Below are 22,064 nucleotides of genomic sequence, written 5' to 3'. Positions count from 1 at the left end.
CCCGGCCCTGGCGCGCTCAGAACCGACCGGACAGCCGGACCGACCAGCGCTGGCGCTGGTCATCGGTGACCGCGGTGGCACGCGCCCAGGGCGTCCACTCGGCCTGCAGCGCCAGCGGCGCGCCGCCCAGACCATCGAGCTGCACGCCCAGGCCGGCCGAACTGCCGTGCCGTCGTGCGGCTTCCAGGGCCGTGGGCTGCATGTACCGCCCCTGGCCGCGCGCCGCATGCAGGTAGGGCTGCAGGCGCCACACCAGGTCCGCCCACGAGACACCGCCCTGCCAGCCCAGTTCGGCGCGCAACACGCCCCCCTGGTCCACCGCCAGGCTGCCCGGCGGCAGACCGGCCACCCCCTGCTCGCCGTCCAGCGACAGCTGCTCGGGCTGCAGCAGCGGCTGGCCGAGCGAGGACTGGGCGGCGCCCATCAGCCGCCAGCGCCAGCGCTCGCTGCCCAGCGGCCCGCCCAGATCGACCTGGGCCTGCAGCTTGATGAAGTCGGGGCCCGCCCCCTGACGCGACAAGGGCACACCGCTGCGGCGCGCATCGCCGCGATCACGGCCGCCCAGGCCCAGCGACGGCTGGCCATGCACCTGCCAGCGCGCCCCGAATGGCAGCGCACCCCAGGCGTCCAGGTCCCAGCGCGCGGCCGTGTACTCGTCCAGGCTCAGGTCCACGCCAAACAGGCGCGCCGTGCTGCGCTGGGTCACGCTGTCCAGGCTCAGGCCCAGCCGCCATGGCAAGTCACCCGGCGCAGAGCGCGCCACATCGCCGCCCAGACTCCAGCGGCGCATCCGGCCCACGCTCTCCAGCGCCCCCGGCGAGACCTGCCCCTGCAGCCGCGAGTCGGTCCATTCCAGGCGCCAGCGCTGGCCGTCGGCCGTCGGCGGCCCGTTCAGGCCCAGGCTGGCGGCCTGCAGGTCAGGGTGCGACTGTCCGGCCCGGGTGCGCCCCAGGCGCAGCGCGGCCCAGGCCTGCTCGCCCAGGCCCGCCCAGCTGTTCAGGCCCAGCCGGGCGCTCCACTGCCAGCGGCCCAGCGACTCCGACAGGCGGTTGTCCACACTGGTCAGCAGTTCGGTGCGGGCGTGCACGCCGCTGAGCAACAGCCGGGTGGTGCCGGGCGCTGATCCGGCCGCCAGCGCGCTGCGCAGGCGCAGCCCGGGCAGCTCGTCGGCCAGCGCCAGCGCCTGCTCGATCCGCGACAGGGTCAGCCAGGGCTGGTTGACCAGCGGCTGCAGCAGGGCCTGCACCGGCTGGCGCAGGCCCTGCGGCACCTCGTCGACATCGACCGCCTCGATGCGGCCGTCGGTCACGACCAGGCGCACCGGCTCGCCGTCACGCAGCGACTGGGCGGGCACGCTGACCCGGGCCAGCACATAGCCGGCGCGGCTGTAGGCCTCTTCCAGCGACTGCGCCAGCGCAAACAGCGCCGACACGCGGGTGACCGGCGTCAGCCAGCGGGCGGCCAGGGCCTCGCGCTCGGGCACCAGCTGGGCCAGCTCGCCCTCCACCCGCAGCGGGCCGGGGCGAAAACTCAGCTGGTCGGCCTGCGCCGGCAGCGCCTGAGGCACCGGGGCGGGAAGTTGCAGTGGCCCACTCGGGGGTTCAGGCCCCTGGCGCGGCGCCACGGGCGGCAACTGGGAAGGCAGGGACTGGGCCAGGGTCAGTGCCGGCAAGCAGGCCAGCAAAGCCGTGGCGGCGGATCGCGTGGGACGTGCGGTGCGCATCGGCCGCAAGCATACGACGCGGCGGACGCCTTGGGGTGCCCAGGGACACCCGGCGTTGCCGCGGGGCTCAGGCCAGCAGGCTGCCCAGGTCGAACGCCGTGTCCGCCGCCTGCGCAGGCGTGGGCGTCACGCCCGCGTCCAGCAGCTTGCGCGCCTGCAGATGGTCCTTGGCGGCATTGACCGAGTCCACCGCGATCAGCCGCCCGGCGCGGTAGTGGTAGACCGAAAAGCTGCCGCCGCCGGCCATGTCGCCACGCACCGCCCAGGCATCGGCGCCGGCCGACAGACCGGCCATCTGCAGCTTGCGGTCGTACTGGTCGGACCAGAACCAGGGAGTGGCCGTGAACGGCCGGTCCTGCCCCAGCAAGGCGGCCGCGGCCGACTTGGCCTGCTCGGTGGCGTTCTGCACCGATTCCAGGCGCAGCAGGCTGCCGTCGTCCAGCCGGCGCGCGGTGCAGTCGCCGGCCGCCACGATGCGGGGATCGGCCGTGCGGCCGCAGGCGTCCACCACAATGCCGCGATCGCAGGCCAGGCCGGCCGCCGCGGCCAGGCCGTCGTTGGCCGACACGCCCACGCCCAGCACCACGCCGCCACACGCGTGGCGCGTGCCATCGGCCATCACCACCGCGCAGGCCAGACCGTCGGCGGTGTCCAGTCGCTCGATGCGGGCGTCCAGCACCAGTTGCACGCCGTGGCTGCGGTGCAGCGCCGCATACCAGGCCGACAGCTCGGGCGACAGCACCCGCCCCAGCAGCCGCGGCGCGGCTTCCAGCACGGTGACCGCCAGGCCCTTCTTGCGCGCGGTGGCCGCCACTTCCAGGCCGATGAAGCCACCGCCGATCACCACCAGCGGCAGGTCCTGCCCGGCGCAGCGGGCCAGCAGCGCGGCGATCGCCGAGGCATCGTCCTTGCTGCGCAGCGGCAGCACGTTGGACGCGTCGCCGCCCGCCAGCGGCAGCCGGCGCGGCGTGGCGCCGGTGGCCAGCACCAGGCCGGCATAGGGCAGCCGCTCGCCATCTACCAGCTGCAGCTGCCGCGCCTCGCGGTCGATCGCGGCCACGCGCACGCCGGTGCGCAGCGTGATGGTCTTGCGCGCCAGCATCTCGGGTGCACGCAGCATCAGCTGCGCATCGCCCACCTCGCCGGCCAGCCAGGCCTTGGACAGCGGCGGGCGGTGGTAGGGGCCATGCGGCTCGTCGCCCAGCAGCGTGATCGGGCCGGCGAAGCCGCTGCTTCGCAGCGCCTCGGCGGTCATCGTGCCGGCCTGGCCGGCGCCGACGATCAGCACCGCGCCGTCGGACTCGATCATTCCTGGCACTCGGGCAGCGTCAGCGTGCCGCCGTTCATCGCGGCGCTGGCCTTGATCTGGCAGGACAGGCGACTGTTGGGCCGGCGCTCGGCGGCCACATTGGCCAGCATGTCGAGCTCGCCCGCGCTGGGCGCGGGCAGCACGCTGGCCAGCAGATCGTCCACATAGCAGTGGCAGGTGGCGCAGGCGCAGGAGCCGCCGCATTCGCCCAGGATGCCGTCGATGCCGTTGGCGGTGGCGGCCTGCATCAGGCTCCAGCCTTCGGGGACATCGACGGTGGTGGCGGTGCCGTTGGCTTCGAGGTAGGTGATCTGGGGCATGGGAGGATCGTGAAAGGCGACACCAGCAAGCTTACTGGGCCTGCAGCATCAGGACCAGCGGGCTGCGGAAGGTCGAGGAAGGCATCCAGGGCAGCTGGTCGGCCACGCGGCGGTAGTCGGGCACCACCCGGTGGAATTCCTCGAAGGCGATCTTCACCGCCAGCCGCGCGATGGCCGTGCCCAGGCAGGCGTGCACGCCGCCGCCGAAGCCCAGGTGGCCGCGCGGCTTGCGGGTGATGTCGTAGACATCCGGGTTGGGGTATTGGCGTTCGTCGCGGTTGCCGCTGCCGTAGGCCAGGCAGACGAAGTCGCCCTCGCGCATGGTCTGACCATGCAGGGTCACATCCTTCATCAGCCGGCGGCGGAAGCGCTGGGCCGAGGTGTTGAAGCGCAGGCTCTCCTCGATCGCGTCGGGCAGCAGGGCCGGGTCGGCCACCACCGCGCGGCGAGCGGCGTCGAAGGTGGCCAGGTTGTAGGCGAACATCATCATGAAGCCGCCCAGGCTTTCCACGCCGGCCATGATCAGCGTGGTGGTGGTCAGCAGCACCTCGCGGTCGTCCAGGCGGTCGCCGTCGACCTCGGCCAGCGCGAAGTGGCTGATCAGGTCGTTGCGCGGTTCGGCGCGGCGCATCGCGATGACCTTGCCGGCGTAGTCCTGCATCCAGTTGTAGGCGGCGATGTGCTCAGGGCCCTTGGCGCGGGTGCGGGCGTCGCTCTGCACCATCAGCACCGCGTTCTCGCGCACCTCCTGCTCGGGCACCAGGGCCTCGTCGCCCATCGGCAGGCCCAGCGCGGCCATCAGCACCTTGACGGTGAATTGCGAGGACACGTCCTTGAAGTCGAAGCGGCCCACGCCCTTGAGCTGGCCGAAGACCTCCTGCGCCACCGCGCGGATCGGCTCCTCCAGCGCCAGCAGGTTGCGCTTCATGAAGGCGTGCTGGATCAGGCCGCGCAGGCGGTCGTGCTTGGGGGGATCCGAGCTGCCCAGCGTGGCGCCGGCGCGGCCCGGGAGCTCGGTCATCAGGTTGCCGCTGGCCGACGAGTAGGTGGGCCAGTCCTGGCCGGCGCTGACGATGTCGGCATAGCGCGAGAGGATCCACATCTGCGCCTCCTCGCTCCAGAAGCAGGGGTGCTCGTCGCGCAGCGTCTGGTAGTACGGGAACGGATCGGCGTCGACCGCGGGGCTGTAGGGATCGAAGTGGAAGCTCATCGCAGGTGTCTCCTTCTGGGCCGTGATTCTGGGCAGGACACGGCACGACCGGGATGGACGGAGGACCGCCAAGACTTGCACTTTTGACGTATCCTGGCTGACATGCCCGGCCGCCCTGCCCCCGCCCGCCGCGGCGCCACCCGCGCCCGCGCCGCGCTGCCCGCCTTTGCCCTGTACGGCGAGGCCGGCGGCCCCGCAGCGCCGCTGCTGCACATCGAATCGATCGACTCGCGCAGCCGCCTGTACGACTGGGAGATCGACGCCCACACCCATCAGGGTTTGCACCAGGTACTCTGGGTGGCGCAGGGCCGGGTGGAGGCGATGTTGGACGAATCTCGCGTGAACGCCGCCGCGCCGCTGCTCCTGGCCATCCCGCCGGGCGTGGCCCATGCGTTCCGCTTCATGCCGGGCACCCAGGGCCATGTGCTGACCGTCAATGCCGCCTTGCTGGCCGAGGGCGACGCGGCCGTGGGCGAGGCGCTGACCACACTGTTCGCCGCGCCCCGTGGCCTGGCGCTGGACGCCGACGCGCCCGAAGTGGCGCGCCTGCAGGCGCTGTTCGCCACCCTGCATGCCGAGCTGCGCGCCGACGACGCCGGCGCCAGTGCCGGCCAGGTGCCGATCTGGCTGGCGCGCGCGCTGCTGTGGCGCGCGGCCGAACTGGCGCGGCGCGAGGTGGCGCAGGCCCAGCGCCGCGGCGCAGCCGCCCACCCCGAGCTCTACACCCGCTGGGTGGTGCTGATGGAGGCCCATTTCAGGGACCACTGGCCGGTCACCCGTTACGCCGAGCGCCTGGGCCTGTCCACCGAACGCCTGAATCGCCTGGTGCGTGCCGAGACCGGTCTGAACGCCCAGGCCCTGCTGCACCAGCGTCTGGCGCGTGAGGCCACGCGCCGCCTGGTGCATGTGGCCGCGCCGGTGTCCCGGCTGGCCTTCGAACTGGGCTTCGAGGACCCGGCCTATTTCTGCCGCTTCTTCAAGCGCCAGACCGGCCTGTCGCCACGCGACTACCGCGCCCGCGCCGAGCAGCAGCGCGCCGCCGATGCGCATGCCGTATGATGGTTTGCATGTCCTTCGCCTTCCGCGCCACCGCCGCTGCACGCGCCGCACGAGCTGCACGAGCCCGATCGCTCGCGCCGTGCCCTGCTGGTGAGAAACGCGTGATGAGGAGCTGACACCCCCACCCCCGCTTCCCCCCCAAAGGCCACGGTTCCCCCCGTGGCCTTTTTCTTTGTCCCTGCCCTTTGCCGAAAGGAACCGCCCATGCACCCCCAGGTCCACCCCTCGCCCCGCCATCTGATGCCCATCACCGAGCGCCCCGCCGACATCTTCGTGCGCGGCGAGGGCGCCTGGCTGTGGGACGCCGCCGGCCGGCGCTACCTGGACTGGCTGCAGGGCTGGGCGGTGAACGCCCTGGGCCACTGCCCACCGGTGCTGGCGCAGGCGCTGCAGGCCCAGGCCGGCCTGCTGCTCACACCCAGCCCGGCGCTGCACAACCTGCCTTCGCTGCAGCTGGCGCAGCGCCTGTGTGCGCTCAGCGGCCTGCACCAGGCCTGGTTCGGCAGCACCGGGGCGGAGGCCAACGAGGGGGCGATCAAGCTGGCGCGCAAGTGGGGACGGCGCGCATCACGAGCCCGACGGGCCGGGGCCTGGAAGATCATCAGCTTCGAAAACGGCTTCCATGGCCGCAATCTGGCGACCATGGCGGCCAGCGGCAAGCCCGGCTGGGACCAGCTGTTCCCGCCGCAGATGCCGGGCTTCGCCAAGGCGCGGCTCAACGACCTGGCCTCGGTGGAGGCACTGGTCGACGCCGACACGGTGGCCGTGATGCTCGAGCCGGTGCAGGGCGAGGCCGGCGTGCGCCCGGCCACGCCCGCCTTCCTGCAGCAGCTGCGGGCGCTGTGCGACGAGCGCGACCTGCTGCTGATCTTCGACGAGGTGCAGACCGGCTGCGGCCGGCTGGGCGAGCTGTTCGCCTTCCAGCAGGTGGGTGTGCGCCCGGACATCGTCACGCTGGGCAAGGGCCTGGGCGGCGGCGTGCCGATCTCGGCGGTGCTGGCAGCCGAGCACGCCGCGGTCTTCGAGCCAGGCGACCAGGGCGGCACCTACAGCGGCAACCCGCTGATGGCAGCCGCCAGCCTGGCGGTGCTGGAGGTGATTGCGCAGCCCGCTTTCCTGGCCAACGTGCGCGAGCGCGGCGCGCAGCTGCAGCAGGGTCTGCAGGCGCTGTCTGCGCGCAGCGGTCTGGGCGAGGTGCGTGGCGCCGGACTGCTGTGGGCGCTGGAGCTGGGCCAGGACCGGGCGCCGGCGCTGGTGCAGGCCGCGCGCGAGGCGGGCCTGCTGGTGAACGCGGCACGGCCGCACTGCCTGCGCTTCATGCCGCGGCTGAACAGCACGGCGCAGGAGATCGACCAGGGCCTGGCGATCCTCGGCCAGGTGCTGGCGGCGGACGCGGTGGCGCTGCACTGAGCGCCGCCGCGCTCAGCCGTTGGGCGACAGCAGCTTCGAGGCCGTCTGTTCCTGGCGCTCGGAGGTGGTGATCATCTTCATCTGCTGCTCGAACTGACGGGCGGCGGTGATCATCGCCACCATGGTCTCGACCGGGCTGACGTTCGAGCCTTCCAAGGCCCCGTCCTGCAGGCGGGCGTTGGGGTCGGCGTCCAGGTCGTTGTTGTCCCGGGTGCGGAACAGGCCGTCGTTGCCACGCGTCAGCGCCTGCTCGGGCGTGACCATCTTGATGCGGCCCACCGCCTGCGGCGGCTGGCCCGGGGCCAGCGCGCTGACCGTGCCATCCGGCGCGATCGTCACGCTGGCATTGGCCGGGATGTTGATCGGTCCGGCATCGCCATTGACCTGCAGGCCGCCCACCGTGACCAGCAGGCCCTCGGCGTTCACCTCCAGTGCACCGGCGCGGGTGTAGGCCTCGGTGCCTTCGAGCGACTGCACCGCCATCCAGGCGTTGCCCTTCATCGCCACGTCGAGGTTGCGGTTGGTCTGGGTGACCGGGCCGGCGTCGGGCTTGTAGCCCACGGTGGTTTCCAGCGAGTAGACACGCGTGGAGGCGCCGTCGCCGCGCACTGGCACGGCGCGCATCGCCGCCATTTCCTCGCGAAAGCCGGTGGTGTTGACGTTGGCCAGGTTGTGCGACAGCACCTCCTGGCGGTTCATCGCCGCCTTGGCGCCGGCCATCGACAGGTAGATCATGCGGTCCATCGGGTACTCCTAGTGCGGCCTGAAGCGGCGGGCCGAAGGCCGTCCGGCGCCGGGCCGCCCCAAGCCGGACGCTCCCCCTTGGGGGGGCGACGTCGCAGACGTCTTGGGGGCCGACATCAGCGGAGGTTGACCAGGGTCTGCATCACCTGGTCCATGGTCTTGATGGTCTGCGCGTTGGCCTGGTAGTTGCGCTGGGCGGTGATCATGTTGACCAGCTCGCCGGTCAGGTCCACGTTCGACTCTTCCAGTGCGCCGGCCTGGATCGCGCCCATGTTGCCTTGCGCCGGCGTACCCACCACCGGGTCACCCGAGGCGTAGGTGCGCTGCCAGCCGTTTCCGCCCACCGGCTGCAGGCCCTGGTTGTTGCGGAAGGTGGCCAGCTCCAGCTGGCCGGCCGACTTGGACTGGCCGTTGGAGTAGCGCGCGGTGATCACGCCGCTGGCGTCGAAGGCGATGCTGGACAGCGATCCGGCCGAGTAGCCGTCCTGCGCCAGGTTGGTCACCGAGAACGAGGAGCCGTACTGGGTGGCGCCCGAGATATCGATCGCGATGCCCGGGATCGGCAGCGTGATCGCGCCCTGCGAGTTGGTCGAGGCCGGCACGTCCAGCGTGATCGAGTCGGGCGTCGGCGTGGCGCCATCGGCGGTGAAGGTCATGGTCTGCACCGGCTGCGGATCATCCGCGGTGCCGCCGATCGAGGCGCCATTGGCGGTGATGTAGACGTTCCACTGGTCGTCGGCGGCCTTCTGGAAGTAGTAGGTCAGCGCGACCGGCTGGCCCTTGGCGTCGTAGACCGTCACCGAGGTGGCGTTGTTGTAGGTCTTGGCGTTCGAGAAGTCCACACGCGGTGTGCTGCCGGTGTCGGTGGTGGCCAGGCGCGAGTCGAGGTTGAACTCCATCGAGATCTCGGTCGAGGCATGCGGCTCGATGCCGCCAGTGGGCAGCTGCAGCGGCACGGCCTGGCCGGGCTGGATCGTGCCGCCGGCATCGGCCGCATAGCCCAGCAGCTTCAGACCGCCGTTGTTGACGATGAAGCCTTCGGAGTCCACCTTGAACTGGCCGTTGCGCGAATAGGTGACCGGGTTGCGGCCGTCGGTCAGCTGGAAGAAGCCGCCGCCGTTGATCGCCAGGTCCATCGAGTTGTCGGTGGTGGTGATGTTGCCCTGGGTGAACTGCTGCGCCACCGTGGCCAGGCGCACGCCGATGCCCACCTGCGAGATGCCGGTGCCACCCAGCGCCGCCGCGTAGACATCGGCGAACTCGGCGCGCGAGCCCTTGGAGCCGTAGGTGTTGGCGTTGGCGATGTTGTTGCCGATGACGTCGAGGTTCTTCGACGAGACATTCAGACCGGACAGGCCTTGCTGGAAGCTCATGGGATGCTCCTGGTGCGGAAGAGGGAGGTCAGAGGAAGGCCCAGACGGCGTCGTACGCCACCCGGTCGCCGTTGGCCAACTCGAGGGCCAGCGTGTTGTTGAAGGTGGACACGGCGCTGATGCGCTCGTGCTGCAGCGTCATCGAGCTGACCTTGTTGTCACCCGAGGTGGCCGTGACCTTGAAGGTCAGCGCCTGGCCCTTGGCGCTCTCGGGCACGGTCCAGTCGAAGGTGTGGCGGCCGGCGGCCTGGCCCTTGAGCTCGATGGTGTCGATGGTCAGGCCACCGGCGCCCTGGATCTCGACCTTGACGGTGTCGGCGGCCGCGGCCAGCTCGAAGCCGCCATCGGCCTGCTCGCCCTGCACGCGCAGCGCGTTGCCCTCGACCGCCACGTCGTGGCCCACCAGCGACGCGCCCTGCATGGCCTGCATCTGCGTGAACAGGCCGCCCAGCGAGGCGGTGGTGGTGTTGAGCTTCTCCAGGCCCGAGACGGTGCTGATCTGCGCCATCTGGGTGGTCAGCTGGGCGTTGTCCAGCGGGTTCAGCGGATCCTGGTTCTTCATCTGCGCCACCAGCAGCTTGAGGAAGCGGTCGGATTGCTCGGTGGCACTGGTGACCTGGCTGCTCAGCGTGCTCGAGGCCTGGGTCGTGGAGGAGACGGTGGTGCTCATGCGTCAAGTCCCTGCGGTTCAGCCCTGGCCCATCTGCAGCGTCTTCAGCAGCAGGCTCTTGGCGGTGTTCATGACCTCGATGTTGTTCTGGTACGAACGCGAGGCCGAGATCATGTTGACCATCTCCTCCACCGCGTTGACGTTGCTGTAGGTGACATAGCCGTCGGCGTCGGCCGCCGGGTGGCTGGGGTCGCGCACCTTGCGGCCGGGGGTGTTGTCCTCGGACACGGTGGAGACCTTGACACCGGCGCTGGCACCGGTGGGGTCGCCCATTTCGCCGCTGGCGGCGCGGCCCTGGGCGTCCATCATCACGGTCTGGAAGACCACCTGGCGCGCCTTGTAGGCCGAGCCATCGGGTCCGGCCACGGTGTCGACGTTGGCCAGGTTGGAGGCCACCACGTTGAGCCGCTGGCTCTGCGCACTGACCGCCGAGCCCGAAATATCGAAGACCTTGAACATGCTCATGTCAGCCCCTCGTCTGGCGGGTACGCCAGCCGATCCCCCAAGGGGATACGGCCCGGCTTGGGAGCGGCCCGGCGCTCGGGCCGCTGGTGCGTTGTTCAACAGGCGTTGTCATGTCAGCCCCTCATCAACCCTGGGAAGGGCTCTTCATCGCGTCGCCCAGCGAGCGGATCTGGCCGTTGAGGAAGCGCAGCGTGGCCTCGTACTTGACCGAGTTCTCGGCGAAGCTGGCGCGCTCGCGGTCCATGTCGACGCTGTTGCGGTCCAGGTTGGTCTGCGCCGCGGTGGCATAGCGCAGGCCCGACGGCGCCAACGCACCCGCCGCGGGCTGGATGTGGCCGGCCCGGGTGGCGGTCATCTGTCCCGGCACGGCCGTCTGCCCGGTGGCCTGGCGCAGCGCGCTGGCGAAATCCATGTCGCGGGCCACATAGCCCGGCGTGTCGGCGTTGGCGATGTTGCTGGAGATCAGGCGCTGGCGCTCGGCGCGCAGCGTGAGCGCCTGGCTCTGGAAGTCCAGCGTGTTGGTCAGGCGGTTGAGCATCGGCGTGTCCTTCGGGGGCGGGCCCCGTCGCGATGGCGGCAGGACAGCCCGTCGGCCGATTGTGGGCAGCACTGAAGCACGGCAAAGGCGCAAACAGCCCGCCCGGCGCCCTTCATTTCAGGCCGGTGGGCGCCGACAACAAGTCTCAAGATCACGTTCCATCCACCGACCCTGCCCCCGCCATGCCCCAGCCCGCCCCGACCGCCCGATCCCGCCTTGCCGGTGGGTTGGTCGCCGCGCTGTGCGCGGCGGCGCCGGCCTGGGCCCAGGCCACCTCAGAAGCCGGCGACCTGCTGCAACGCATAGACCAGCTGGCGCGCGATTCCGCCCGCCAGGCGACCTCGCCCACGGCCCGGGTGGAGGTGGAAGTCGGCACGCTCGACCCGCGTCTGAAGCTGGCGCCCTGCCGCCGCATCGAGTCCTACCTGCCCCCCGGCCTGCCGGCCTGGGGCCGCACCCGCGTGGGCATGCGCTGCGTCGAAGGCGAAAAGCGCTGGAATGTCACCCTGCCCGTGACGGTGCATGTCTTCATCCGCGCCCTGGTGCTGTCCTCGGCCGGTTCGGCCGGCCAGACGCTGGCGGCGCCCCAGCTGACCGAGGCCGAGGTCGACCTGGCCAGCGGCAGCAGCATGCCGCTGCTGCGCCCGGAGGCGCTGGTGGGCCGCGTGCTGGCCCGGCCGCTGGCCGCCGGCAGCCCAGTGCGTGCCAGCGACCTGAAGGCCCGCCAGTGGTTCGCCGCCGGCGACAACGTGCGCATCGTCGCCGTCGGTCCCGGCTGGCGCATCGCCAGCGAAGGCCAGGCCATCACCCCCGGCATCGAGGGCCAGACCGCCCGCGTGCGCACCGACAGCGGCCGCCTGGTCCAGGGCCGGCCGGTCGCCGATCGGGAACTGGAGGTGATGCTGTGAGCTTTTCTCGATTCCCCGCCGCTGCCAAAAGTCCTAAAGTTCCGGCAGCGGGCTCCGACAACCGATGCAAGACATTCGGGTTTTCGGCCAGGCCAGGAACCCACTGGAGCACACCATGAAGATCGGATCCTTTGACCCCAAGAGCGCCACCAACCCGCTGGCGGACACGCGCACCCGGGGCGCCAAGAGCGACAAGTCGGACGCCACCGAGGCCACCGACAGCGCGCAGGTGAGCCTGTCGGCCACCGGCAGCGCCATCGCCCAGGCCGGCGCGGACCCGAGCTTCGACGCCGCCAAGGTCGAGCGCATCGCGCAGGCCATCCGCGACGGCAAGTTCCAGGTCAACCCCGAGAAGATCGCCGACAAGCTGATCGCCAACGCGCAGGACCTGCTCAAGCGCTACAGCGACCACTGAGCGGTCGCTGCGATCCGGGCGCCCTCGCGGCGCCCTGACTTCCCAGGTTTCATTGATCCGTCGGCCCGGGCCGGCGGAGGCTGGATCACGCCATGCTGAGCACCCCTTCGGAACACGACGCCGTTCGCAACCTGGGCGAACTCGAGACCGCGCTGGGCGCGGTGGAACTGGAACTGGCCGCCCTGGGCCAGGCGCTGCAGGCGCACGACCCCGCCGCCACCGAGACCGCCGCCAATGCCCTGCACCGCGCCCTGCAACGCGCGGTGGAGCGTTTTGGCCACCAGGCCAGCCCGCAGGGCGTGCCACTGCCGCTGCGCCGCCGCCTGGCGATGGCCGGCGGCCGTGTCGCCGCCCAGCGCGAGGCCGTTCACCGGGCCAGCTCGGCCCTGGACCGCGCAATCGACGTGCTGCTGCCCACCCCGCTGCAGCCGATCGACCTGTACGGCGCCAGCGGCCAGGCCGCCCGCCGCGGCTCCAGCGGCTACGCCGAGGCCTGAGCCGCCCCTGCGGCGCGCCAGTCGCGCGCCAGCAGTCCCATGCCGATCAGGTCGTGGTAGCACCCATGCCAGTGGCCGGCTTCGCGCATCAGGCCCTCGGCCTGGAAACCCAGGCGCTGCAGCGAACGCCGTGAGGCGGCATTGTCCGGGTGCACCTGGGCCTCGATGCGGTTGAGCTGCATCTGCGCGAAGCCCCAGTCCAGCACCGTGCGCAGCGCCTCGTCCATCAGGCCCTGGCCGCGGGCCGAGGGGTGCAGCTCGTAGCCCAGCGTGCACTTGCGCCACTGGCGATTCCAGCCGAACAGCCCGCAACTGCCCAGCAGGCGATGCGGATCGCTGCGCCGCGCCAGTCCCCAGCGGGTGCCGGGGTTGGGCTGGCGGCGCCAGCCGGCGAACAGCGCCACCAGGCCCTCGGCCGCCGCCAGGTCGGCCAGCGGCTCGCTGCCGAACCAGCGCATCGCCTGCGCATCGCCATGCACCGCCAGCAGGGCCGGCGCGTCGGCCAGCAGGATCTCGCGCAGCACCAGGCGCTCGGTGTGGAGGGTCGGAAATCCGGGGTCGCTCACGGGTCGCTCACGGGGCGCCGCCGGGCGCGTCGGTGCGCTCGCGGTCGTAGTAGTCCACCGTCATCTCGGCGCGCATCACCTTGCGCAGCCGGGTCTGACCATCCGGCCCGTCGGAGGCGACCAGGATCTTGCCCGAGTCGGGGTACTCGCACAGCTCCAGCGGCACCCGGTTGGACACCGCCAGGTAGCGCATCGGCACGGAGCCAGTGTTGATGATCTGGTGCGCCACCTCCGGTCCGCCGGTGGGACAGGCCACCACGTCCATGGGCTTCAGCGGCAGGCGCTGGGGGCCAAAGCGCAGCTCGCCCGTGCCCTCCAGGATCAGGAACATCTCTTCCTCGCCATGGTGGTTGTGGAAGGGACACTGCGCCTTGCCCGGCGGCAGCAGGGTCAGGTTGTAGCCCAGCTGGCGCGCGCCGATGGCGGCGCTGAAGCAGGCGCGGCGCGAGGTGTAGAGGCCGTTGTCCTCGATGTCATCGAACGCGACCTCGTCCAGGTTGGCCAGGGGGTGCATGCAGGGTCTCCGCGGTGGCAACGCGCCGATGGTGCCATCAAATGCAAGAGGGGCGCCCGTAGCGCCCCTGTACATCACCTGCGGTGTCTGGCCTGGCCGGCCAGCGTTCACCACTCGCGCAGTTTCACCCTCAGGCGTGCGATCGACTGGCTGTGCAGCTGGCACACCCGCGACTCGGTGACGCCCAGCACCGCGGCGATCTCCTTGAGGTTCATGTCGTGCTCGTAGTACATGCTCATCACGTACTGCTCGCGCTCGGGCAGGTGCTTGATCGCCTCGACCAGGGCCTCGCGCATGCGGTGGTCCTGCAGCATGGCCAGCGGGTTGGCGTCCTCGTTGGCCACGTGGCGGTCGAGGAACTCGTCGCCGCCCTCGTCGCCGCTCATGTCCTCAAGGTAGACCAGCTGCGTGCCGCGCACCTTGGTCAGGATGTCCTGGTACTGGCCCAGCGTGATGCCCATCTCGGCGGCGATCTCGCTTTCCTGCGGCGCCCGGCCCAGCTTCTGCTCCAGGCGGTGGACGGCGGCCTCGATGTCGCGCTGCTGCTTGCGGTTGCCGCGGCTCATCCAGTCGCTGCCGCGCAGCTCGTCGAGCATGGCGCCGCGGATGCGCTGGGTGGCGAAGGTCTCGAACTGCACGCCCTGGCCGGCGTCGAAGCGGCCCAGCGCGTCGTGCAGACCGATCATGCCGACCTGGATCAGGTCGTCGATCTCGACGTTGGCGGGCAGCTTGGCGATCATCTGGTGGGCCAGGCGGCGCACCAGGCCGCTGTGCTGCTTGAGCAGGGTGTTGGTATCGAGTCGGCCGTTGGCGGTGTACATGACGCTCTCCGTGGGCGCTTGTCAGAAAGGGATCCGGGGGGGCTGGTCGGCGCCCGACAGGGCGGCCTGGACCAGCGGCCCCGGGGCCGGGTCGGTCGCGTGCGGGGCACGCGTGCGTTGGTCGTGGGCCAGCTGGCGCAGGGCCTGCGGCAAGCTGGCCTGGGCGGGCTGGCGACAGTCGACAGCGGCGTGCGAGCGCTGCACCGCGCCGAGGAAGACGTCGGCGGTGTCGGCCAGGCGGGTGGCGGCCGCGGCGGCGCGCTGCGGGCGGCCGTCCTCGCTGACCAGCAGGTCGAAGCTGCGCAGCGCCAGGCGCTGCGCGAGCAGCTTGATCGAGGCATAGGCGTCGGTCAGGCTGGCGTGGTCGACGCCGCACATCAGCACCGGCCGGGCGTCGCGGGCGCCGATCAGTCGGGTCATGTCGCGCGCCGTGGCGTGCAGCAGCACCAGGTCCACCGGCGCCGCGGCGGCTTCCACCGCAGCCAGCCAGCCCTGGGCCGAGCCGCGGGTATCCACATGGCGGCGCGGCAGGCCGCGCGCGGCCAGGTAATGCACGCGCGGGCCCAGGCGTTCGATGCAGGCGCCCAGGTCGACCTCGCACAGCTCGTGCGGCTCGGGCGAGGTGTCGGCGGCGTCGATCACCAGCAGGCGCGCGCCGTGCTCGGACAGTGCCGAGCACAGGCGCTCGAGCAGGATCGGGTGGCTGCGCAGGTGCGGGTTGGCCACCAGCGGCACCAGGCGGGCCTCGCTGGGGCCGAACAGCGCCCGCAGACCGGCGGCCTGGTCGTGGCGGTGCAGGCGTCCGGCGTTCAAGCTGCGTCCCATGGCCGGGTTCCTCACAGCGGGCTCGGGGTCGGTGCCACGCGCGGTGCGGTGGCAAAGACCAGTTGCACCTCGGGCAGCTCCAGGCGCCAGCTGGCGGCGCCGGTGGCCTTCATGGCGCGCTGCACCAGGGCGTTCGAGGACAGGCGGTGCCAGTCCTCCGGCACGCGCTGGCCATTGGCCACGGCCAGCACCTTCAGGCGGTGGCGGATCACGGCGTCCAGCGCCGGCGCCAGCTTGACGGCCTCGTCGATCTTGGACAGCACCACGCCCTTGCAGCGCGCGGCGCGCCAGGCGGTGATGACCTCGTCGATGGTCTCGCCCTGCGACGAGGCATCGACCACCAGCAGGCGCTGGATGCTGGGGTGCGACAGCATCTCCAGCAGTTCCTTGGTGCGGCTGTCGCGCTGGGCGATGCCAGCGGTGTCGATCAGCACCATGCGCTTGCCGGCCAGCAGCTCCAGCAGGTCCTCCAGCGAGGCGCGGTCATGGGCGGTGTGCACCGGCACGCCGAGGATGCGACCGTAGGTGCGCAGCTGTTCCTGGGCGCCGACGCGGTAGGCGTCCAGCGTGATCAGGCCCAGGTTGGACGCGCCGTAGCGGGTGGCGAAGGCCGCTGCCAGCTTGGCGGTCGAGGTGGTCTTGCCCACGCCGGTGGAGCCGATCAGCGCGAAGATGCCGCCCTGCTCCTCCAGCGCCGGCTCGGCCTCGCTGGTGGCCAGGTTGCGCTCCAGCACGCGGGCCGCCCAGTCGGTGGCGTCGCCGGTCTGCGCCGGCAGCGCCTCGACCAGCTTGCGGATCAGGCCCGGGGACCAGCCGCAGTCCAGCAGGGTCTGGGCCAGCGTGGCCTGCTGCGGATGACGCTGCAGCTTCTCCATGAAGGCCAGGGCGCCGAAGCGCTCCTCGATCAGGCCCTTCATCGCCCGCAGCTCATGCACCATGTCCACCTGGTCGCGGCGCTCGGGCAGCGCCTCGGACAGCTGCGGCACGACGATCGGCGCGGCGGTCTCGGTGCGGGTCGGGCTGCTGGCGCGGGCGGCGATCGAGGCGCTCGGTGCGCGCTGGGCGGGCGCGGGCGCCGGCATCGGCTCGATCGCCTCGTCGGCCGGGGTGCCGTCGATCGCGGCCTGGCGGCGGCGCAGCATGCGCTCGCGCACATAGTCCTGGAACGACAGCGTGCTCATCTGCAGCTGCTCGACGTCCTGGTCCACCTCGTTCTGGGTGATCGCCGCGCCCGGCTGGCGCTCGACCAGGCGCTGGCCCGGCAGGCCGCGCTGGGCGGTCTGGCGCTCGGCGCGAGCGGCCAGGCCATCGCGCGCCGGTGCGGGCTTGCGGGCCGCGGCGCCGCTGACGCGCTCGATCTGGTCGACCGCATCGGGGGCCATGGCCAGGACCTCGACGCCCTCGCTGCAGGGCTTGGTGGACAGCACCACGGCGTCTTCGCCAAAGGCCTGGCGAACCAGGACAAAGGCCTCACGCGAGGTGCGGGCGGTGAATCGCTTGACGTTCATACGGCCTCCTGCCGGCTGCGCTGGGAGCCCATTGCTCCGGCGGGGGTCCGCGCGCGGCGCGGACAGGTGAAATCACAAGGGGTCATGCGCCTGCTCCGATGATCGAGCCGATGCGGATCGAGTGGGTCTCGGGGATCTCGCTGTGCGCCAGCACCTTCAGGCGGGGCGCGGCGCGCTTGAGCAGGCGGGCCAGGGGGGCGCGCAGCACATCGGGCACCAGCAGGCAGGCCGGGTGGCCCAGGTCCTCCTGGTGGCGCGCGGTGTCGGCGGCCTGGCGGGTCAGGGTGTCGGCCACGCCCGGGTCGAGCGCGGGGCCATGCGGGGAATTCAGCGCCTGGCCGACCAGGCGCTCGAGTTCAGGGTCCAGCGCAATCACGTCCAGCTCCTTGGCCGGGCCGTAGATCTGCTGCACGATGGCCGGGGCCAGCTGGATGCGGATGCGGCGGGCCAGCTCCGACGGGTCGGCCACGCTGGCGGCATGTTCGGCCAGGCACTCGATGATCGAGCGGTAGTCGCGCACATGCACGCCTTCGTCCAGCAGCAGCTGCAGAACCTTCTGCAGGGTCGCGATGCCAACCATCTTGGGTACCACGTCTTCGATCAGTTTGGGGGCCAGCTTGGTCACGTGATCCACCAGGGCCTGGGTCTCCTGGCGACCCAGCAGCCTGGCGGCATTCACCTGCATCAAGTGTGAGAGGTGGGTGGCCACGACGGTCGAGCAATCAACCACCGTATAGCCACTCATTTGGGCCTGCTCGCGCAGCCGCTCTTCCACCCACACCGCGGGCAGCCCGAAAGCCGGGTCGGTGGTCTTGGTGCCGGGCAGCTGGGGCACGCTGCCGCCGGGGTTGATGGCCAGCAGCATGCCGGGGAAGGCCTCGCCCTCGCCGATCACCGCGCCGCGCAGCGACACGCGGTAGACGCTGGGCTTGAGCTCCAGGTTGTCGCGGATGTGCACCGACGGCGGCAGGAAGCCCACCTCCTGCGCGAACTTCTTGCGTACGCCCTTGATGCGCGCCAGCAGGTCGCCGCCGCGGGCCTTGTCGACCAGCGTGATCAGGCGGTAGCCCACCTCCAGGCCCAGCGTGTCCACCGGCTGCAGGTCGTCCCAGCTGGCCTCGGCATTGGCCTGCGGCGCCGGGTCATCCTTGCTGGCCACCGGCTGCTCGGCCGCCTGGCGGGCGCGCTTGGCCAGCCACCAGGCGTAGTAGCCGATCGTGCCCGACATCAGCAGGAAGACCAGGTTGGGCATGCCCGGGATCAGGCCCAGCAGACCGATGATCGCGGCGGTGATGCCCAGCGCGCGCGGCGAGCTGAACATCTGGTTGCGGATCTGGCTGCCCACGTCGTGTTCGGAGCCCACGCGCGAGACCACCATCGCCGCCGCCACCGAGATCAGCAGCGCCGGGATCTGCGCCACCAGCGCATCGCCCACCGCCAGCAGGATGTAGCTGGAGGCCGCCTCGCCCACGCCCAGGCCGTGCTGGGCCACACCGATGATGAAGCCGCCGATGATGTTGATCGCCAGGATCAGCATGCCGGCCACCGCGTCGCCGCGCACGAACTTGCTGGCACCGTCCATCGAGCCGAAGAAGTCGGCTTCCTCGCCCACCTCGGCGCGCCGCTTCTTGGCGGTGTCCTCGTCGATCAGGCCGGCGTTCAGGTCGGCGTCGATCGCCATCTGTTTGCCGGGCATCGCGTCCAGGGTGAAGCGCGCGCCGACCTCGGCGATGCGCTCGGCGCCCTTGGTGACGACGATGAAGTTGATCACCACCAGGATCGCGAAGACGATCAGGCCGACGGCGAAGTTGCCGCCGATCAGGAAATGGCCGAAGGCCTCGATCACCTTGCCGGCGGCGCCGGTGCCGGTGTGGCCTTCCATCAGCACCACGCGGCTGGAGGCCACGTTCAGCGACAGGCGCAGCAGCGTGGTGACCAGCAGCACCGTGGGGAAGGCCGCAAAGTCCAGCGGCTTGATCATCTGCGCCGCCACCAGCATCACCATCAGCGACATCGCGATGTTGAAGGTGAAGAACAGATCCAGCGCGAAGGGCGGCAGCGGCAGCACCATCATCGCCAGCACCATGACGATGAAGATCGGCGCCATCAGCGCCTTGATGAGGTTGGCGTTGTCGCCCAGCAGGGCTTGGAGTCGGGGCAGGAAGGCGTTCATGGCGGTCGGTTCGGGCACAACTTCACCCGCTGGACCCCATGGTGCCCAAGGCCGACCCGGGACTTGAGCCTGAAAAAGGGCAGGAAACCGGCTGTCATCCCGCCGACTGGCGGCGAATGCGGCAAATTGCCGCTGCAGGGACAGCGGCGACATCGACACAGGCCTGCGCGTTGCCCAGCCGGCGCGAGTCCCGCCGCAGGCCGAAACGATGATGGTCCGCCGACAGCGCGACTGTGGTAATCTGCCACAACATCATGAGCAGCAACTCAGTCCGCATCTCCTCCGAGCTGTTTGAACAGGCGTATCGCCGGGGCGAGATCCTGTCGCGCTCGGCTGCGCAGCAGATTGAGCACTGGGCTCGGCTGGGTGCGGCGCTGGAGCAAAGCGGCCTGTCGGTGGGCGAACTGGTCGAGTTGCTGCGGGGCGAACGGTCAAGCGGCAGCTTGCCCGAGAGCACGCTGTGGGCGGCCAAACGTGCCCAGCAGGCGCGCGACATCGCGGCCATCGAATCGGGCCGGGCCGGACAGGAGTCGATGAGCTGGTTCTCGGGCGGCCGCGCACGGCAAGCCAAGGCGATCAACTCGGCGCTCTAGCCTGCGGGACCCGGGCAGGCACAGCCATGGGCACGCAGCCGCCGCGTCCACAGGCACGGGACACCGAGCCCATACTCGCGGATGACGAAGTGCCGCTGGACGCGGCCACGCTCAATGCCTTTCTTCAGGACATGGGCACCGACATGGTGCTTGTCGGCGGTCAAGCCCTGGCCTTCTGGATGGACCGCTATGGCGTGGCGCCCAATGCGGCAGCCATCTCCAACGACGGCGATGCGCTGGGCAGTCTGGAGCGCGCCCAGCACATTGCCACCAGCCTGCGAGCATCGCTGCTGACCCCGGACAGCGACGCCCTCACGTCGCTGGTGGCACAAATCCGCATTCGCACCGGATCGGCGGGCAAGGTGCGCAACATCGACATCTTGCACCTGCTGTTCACGGTCAGCGGCCTGCGACAGTCTCGCGAGTTCACCCAGGCCGTCTGGCGCGACAGCGTCGAGATCGAGTGGACGCCAGGCCATCGCATCCGGGTCATGCACCCTCTGCATGTTCTGGACTCCCGAGTGCAGAACGCTGTGGGTCTGCTGGAATCCAAAGGCCCGCACGTCGTCACCCAGGCGATCTGGGCGGTGGACGTTGCTCGGGAAGCGATCCGCCGCGTGCTGCGCCAACCCAGCGAGAACGAGCGACTGGGGTCCATGATCCACCAGGTGCACAGGCTGGCGCTCAGTCGTGGCGGCCGGCAGATCCTCAGTCAGCATGGCATTGAAGTACTTGACGCCGTACCCACCGACGAGATCCGGGCTGCGGCACCAGCGCACGAGCCGCAGCTGCGCGCCATTGAGAAAGCCATCGCCGCTCGTCGCGCCGCCACGGCGTAGTCCGGGAACGGACCAGCCGCTTCCTCGAACAGGCACCGATGAGGCTCCAGGCCGCCGCAGGTGTGCCCGCGCACGCACGGCCACGGACAGCCTGCGCTTCACGGCGTGCGATGCTGCCTACGACACCGCATCGCCCCACTGCTTGGGCGCGCCAGCAGTGGGTGTGACGCCACCCAGGCAATCCGGCAAGGCTCGTTCGATGGCACGCCGGAGGCATCAAGGGGGCGGACGCCGATGCCGTGTGCATCGGCGATCGTCATGGTGCTGATGCATTTGGCAATGCGTTGGGGAGCTCCATCGCGGACTCCATGCAAGGCGGCGTCGACTGGAGCGAGGCGCCCGATGAAAGCGCGGCCGAGTCTGCAAGGCTCGGGCGCGCGGGGAATCCGTATGCCTACTGGCCCGACGAGACCGGCGCCGAAACTGCTCGACTGGAGCGCAGTGGTGATCGCTACGCTTACTGGCCGGATGAAACCGAAGCCGAGGGCGCCCGCCTCCTGCGCAACGAAGCGACGCTGAGCGACGCCGCAGAGAAGCAACGCGAAGACGCCGTTCTCTTGGGGAAGCAGAAGGAGGCCCTCGCAGCGAATCGCAGAGCCGCTGCCGCGCGTGATCGGCAGTGGGCAAGCCAAGACGATGCGATCCTGGCTCGCCGTGCAGGGCCTGCGCCCTTGCCGTTCGCAGGCAGGTCGACGATCAACGATCCCGCAGCCTAAACAACCACGCGCGATCTGATCGACAAAGCGAACAGCATGCCATGGCAGAAAGACCTCGCCACTGGCGACTTGTTGGCGACGCAAAAAGGTCTTGCTCAAGCTCTGCAGCGAACAACTGATCAGAAGGAACGGCTCAACATCCTCGGGGCATTGCGGAGCATTGCCGAAGTTGGAGGACGAACGGGTCAGCTCACACCGGAGCAAGTTGTTGGCGGCCCTGGCGCCTGGGATACAGCGATCGACGCTGGTGCCTTCGGCGGATCGAATGGGTCTGTGCCGCCTGGCATCTCACGGGCGCCACGCTATTCCGGTCCAACGAATAGGTCAGCATTCCGGGCATACGAAGAAGAGGGCATGGGCCCTGAGCACAATGCTGCGCAGTTCGAGAAGCTAAGGGATGACCTGCGTGCCCAGTCTCGGCCTGGATACCGCTTCTCCGTGCAGGCAGACGGTGCGCAGCGCTACACCTACGGATCGCTCAACCAAGGGCATGGCATCGACGGCTATCTGTCACCCGATGGCGTCCTTCGGTTAGAGGTGCAAGCATCTCCGAGTCCGACTACTCGCTTCAACATGGGTACAGGTACCGAAATGTTTGAAGGCATGATGGCGAAGTTCGGACCGGAGAACGTGCAGCAGATCAACGGCACATGGTCGAGGAGCTCGGGCTTGACAAGCAATCTCGACAGCTTCGAAGCGAACTTCGCGAGAACCGGTGACAAGTTTGAAGCTGCGGCTCAGACTTGGACGGGGCAACGGGCCGCAAGCTATGGATTCATCCCCGTCAAGGTGGACATCACCTCGGATGGTCCGCGCGTGATCTTCCGCCGCCCTCCCCAATGAAGTTGGAGTAGAGCATGACGCCTTG

At 70.4% G+C, this 22,064-nt stretch carries 24 protein-coding genes; 9 read left to right on the top strand and 15 right to left on the bottom strand.

From position 1 onward, the window contains the following. Window positions 1-16: 16 nt before the first annotated feature. From KAK03_RS04715 to KAK03_RS04700, 4 genes are all read right to left on the bottom strand, one after another. Window positions 17-1,567 (bottom strand): ShlB/FhaC/HecB family hemolysin secretion/activation protein, encoded by a 1,551-nt coding sequence (locus KAK03_RS04715; protein ID WP_210852030.1) that lies wholly within the window; start codon window positions 1,565-1,567, stop codon window positions 17-19. Between the two features lie 223 nt (window positions 1,568-1,790). Beyond that, window positions 1,791-3,032 (bottom strand): NAD(P)/FAD-dependent oxidoreductase, encoded by a 1,242-nt coding sequence (locus tag KAK03_RS04710; protein ID WP_210852029.1) that lies wholly within the window; start codon window positions 3,030-3,032, stop codon window positions 1,791-1,793. Beyond that, complete coding sequence (locus KAK03_RS04705; protein WP_210852028.1) at window positions 3,029-3,352, bottom strand: 2Fe-2S iron-sulfur cluster-binding protein; 324 nt, start codon at window positions 3,350-3,352, stop codon at window positions 3,029-3,031. The genes KAK03_RS04710 and KAK03_RS04705 overlap by 4 nt, the downstream gene beginning before the upstream one ends. Before the next feature lie 31 nt (window positions 3,353-3,383). Further along, the gene (locus KAK03_RS04700) at window positions 3,384-4,562 is read right to left on the bottom strand and encodes a cytochrome P450 (protein WP_210852027.1); all 1,179 of its coding nucleotides are present in this window, start codon (window positions 4,560-4,562) and stop codon (window positions 3,384-3,386) included. A gap of 102 nt (window positions 4,563-4,664) precedes the next feature. Between KAK03_RS04700 and KAK03_RS04695 the strand changes: the two genes are divergently transcribed. Next, window positions 4,665-5,621, top strand: coding sequence for a helix-turn-helix domain-containing protein (locus KAK03_RS04695; protein WP_210852026.1), 957 nt, complete (start codon window positions 4,665-4,667; stop codon window positions 5,619-5,621). A gap of 204 nt (window positions 5,622-5,825) precedes the next feature. Next, entirely contained in the window at window positions 5,826-7,031 is a 1,206-nt protein-coding gene (locus KAK03_RS04690; protein ID WP_210852025.1) for an acetylornithine transaminase, read from the top strand. Between the two features lie 12 nt (window positions 7,032-7,043). On the opposite strand, the gene flgF is transcribed toward KAK03_RS04690, so the two are convergent. The 5 genes from flgF to flgB all read right to left on the bottom strand — a co-directional run bounded on the left by flgF (window position 7,044) and on the right by flgB (window position 10,821). Continuing rightward, window positions 7,044-7,775, bottom strand: a complete 732-nt coding sequence (gene flgF, locus KAK03_RS04685) for a flagellar basal-body rod protein FlgF (protein ID WP_210852024.1) — start codon at window positions 7,773-7,775, stop codon at window positions 7,044-7,046. A gap of 116 nt (window positions 7,776-7,891) precedes the next feature. Then, complete coding sequence (flgE, locus tag KAK03_RS04680) at window positions 7,892-9,148, bottom strand: flagellar hook protein FlgE (RefSeq protein ID WP_210852023.1); 1,257 nt, start codon at window positions 9,146-9,148, stop codon at window positions 7,892-7,894. A gap of 28 nt (window positions 9,149-9,176) precedes the next feature. Beyond that, window positions 9,177-9,818, bottom strand: coding sequence for a flagellar hook assembly protein FlgD (locus KAK03_RS04675; RefSeq protein WP_210852022.1), 642 nt, complete (start codon window positions 9,816-9,818; stop codon window positions 9,177-9,179). 18 nt (window positions 9,819-9,836) lie between these two features. Continuing rightward, window positions 9,837-10,283: a flagellar basal body rod protein FlgC gene (flgC, locus tag KAK03_RS04670; RefSeq protein ID WP_210852021.1), complete on the bottom strand. Its 447-nt coding sequence runs from the start codon at window positions 10,281-10,283 to the stop codon at window positions 9,837-9,839. A 124-nt stretch (window positions 10,284-10,407) separates the two neighbouring features. Next, window positions 10,408-10,821, bottom strand: coding sequence for a flagellar basal body rod protein FlgB (gene flgB, locus KAK03_RS04665; protein WP_210852020.1), 414 nt, complete (start codon window positions 10,819-10,821; stop codon window positions 10,408-10,410). A 182-nt stretch (window positions 10,822-11,003) separates the two neighbouring features. Here flgB and flgA point away from each other — a divergent pair, with 182 nt between their 5' ends. The 3 genes from flgA (at window position 11,004) to KAK03_RS04650 (ending at window position 12,641) form a co-directional block, all read left to right on the top strand. Then, complete coding sequence (gene flgA / locus KAK03_RS04660; protein WP_210852019.1) at window positions 11,004-11,729, top strand: flagellar basal body P-ring formation chaperone FlgA; 726 nt, start codon at window positions 11,004-11,006, stop codon at window positions 11,727-11,729. 115 nt (window positions 11,730-11,844) lie between these two features. Beyond that, window positions 11,845-12,144, top strand: coding sequence for a flagellar biosynthesis anti-sigma factor FlgM (flgM, locus tag KAK03_RS04655; RefSeq protein ID WP_210852018.1), 300 nt, complete (start codon window positions 11,845-11,847; stop codon window positions 12,142-12,144). 92 nt (window positions 12,145-12,236) lie between these two features. Beyond that, entirely contained in the window at window positions 12,237-12,641 is a 405-nt protein-coding gene (locus KAK03_RS04650; protein ID WP_210852017.1) for a hypothetical protein, read from the top strand. On the opposite strand, the gene KAK03_RS04645 is transcribed toward KAK03_RS04650, so the two are convergent. From KAK03_RS04645 to flhA, 6 genes are all read right to left on the bottom strand, one after another. Next, window positions 12,626-13,207 carry a GNAT family N-acetyltransferase gene (locus KAK03_RS04645; protein WP_210852016.1) on the bottom strand — a complete coding sequence of 194 codons (582 nt, stop codon included), beginning with the start codon at window positions 13,205-13,207 and terminating at the stop codon, window positions 12,626-12,628. The genes KAK03_RS04650 and KAK03_RS04645 overlap by 16 nt on opposite strands. 7 nt (window positions 13,208-13,214) lie before the next feature. Then, window positions 13,215-13,721 (bottom strand): cupin domain-containing protein, encoded by a 507-nt coding sequence (locus KAK03_RS04640; RefSeq protein ID WP_210852015.1) that lies wholly within the window; start codon window positions 13,719-13,721, stop codon window positions 13,215-13,217. A gap of 107 nt (window positions 13,722-13,828) precedes the next feature. Beyond that, complete coding sequence (locus KAK03_RS04635; protein WP_210852014.1) at window positions 13,829-14,542, bottom strand: RNA polymerase sigma factor FliA; 714 nt, start codon at window positions 14,540-14,542, stop codon at window positions 13,829-13,831. Window positions 14,543-14,563: 21 nt separating this feature from the next. Then, complete coding sequence (locus KAK03_RS04630) at window positions 14,564-15,367, bottom strand: flagellar biosynthesis protein (RefSeq protein WP_210852013.1); 804 nt, start codon at window positions 15,365-15,367, stop codon at window positions 14,564-14,566. 11 nt (window positions 15,368-15,378) lie between these two features. After that, the gene (gene flhF / locus KAK03_RS04625) at window positions 15,379-16,875 is read right to left on the bottom strand and encodes a flagellar biosynthesis GTPase FlhF (RefSeq protein ID WP_210852012.1); all 1,497 of its coding nucleotides are present in this window, start codon (window positions 16,873-16,875) and stop codon (window positions 15,379-15,381) included. A gap of 82 nt (window positions 16,876-16,957) precedes the next feature. Further along, on the bottom strand, window positions 16,958-19,048 hold the full coding sequence (gene flhA, locus KAK03_RS04620; RefSeq protein ID WP_210852011.1) for a flagellar biosynthesis protein FlhA: 2,091 nt from the start codon (window positions 19,046-19,048) through the stop codon (window positions 16,958-16,960). Window positions 19,049-19,302: 254 nt separating this feature from the next. Between flhA and KAK03_RS04615 the strand changes: the two genes are divergently transcribed. The 4 genes from KAK03_RS04615 to KAK03_RS04600 all read left to right on the top strand — a co-directional run bounded on the left by KAK03_RS04615 (window position 19,303) and on the right by KAK03_RS04600 (window position 22,039). After that, window positions 19,303-19,641, top strand: coding sequence for a TA system antitoxin ParD family protein (locus KAK03_RS04615; protein ID WP_210852010.1), 339 nt, complete (start codon window positions 19,303-19,305; stop codon window positions 19,639-19,641). A gap of 26 nt (window positions 19,642-19,667) precedes the next feature. After that, window positions 19,668-20,480, top strand: a complete 813-nt coding sequence (locus KAK03_RS04610; protein ID WP_210852009.1) for a hypothetical protein — start codon at window positions 19,668-19,670, stop codon at window positions 20,478-20,480. 308 nt (window positions 20,481-20,788) lie between these two features. Further along, the gene (locus KAK03_RS04605) at window positions 20,789-21,196 is read left to right on the top strand and encodes a hypothetical protein (protein ID WP_210852008.1); all 408 of its coding nucleotides are present in this window, start codon (window positions 20,789-20,791) and stop codon (window positions 21,194-21,196) included. 36 nt (window positions 21,197-21,232) lie between these two features. Continuing rightward, on the top strand, window positions 21,233-22,039 hold the full coding sequence (locus KAK03_RS04600) for a hypothetical protein (RefSeq protein ID WP_210852007.1): 807 nt from the start codon (window positions 21,233-21,235) through the stop codon (window positions 22,037-22,039). Window positions 22,040-22,064 lie beyond the last annotated feature (25 nt).

Source organism: Ideonella alba (assembly GCF_018069845.1).
Taxonomy (GTDB): Bacteria; Pseudomonadota; Gammaproteobacteria; order Burkholderiales; family Burkholderiaceae_C; genus Ideonella; species Ideonella alba.
The sequence above is the reverse complement of the archived record's forward strand: the minus strand, read 5'-3'. Positions and strand labels throughout refer to the sequence as shown.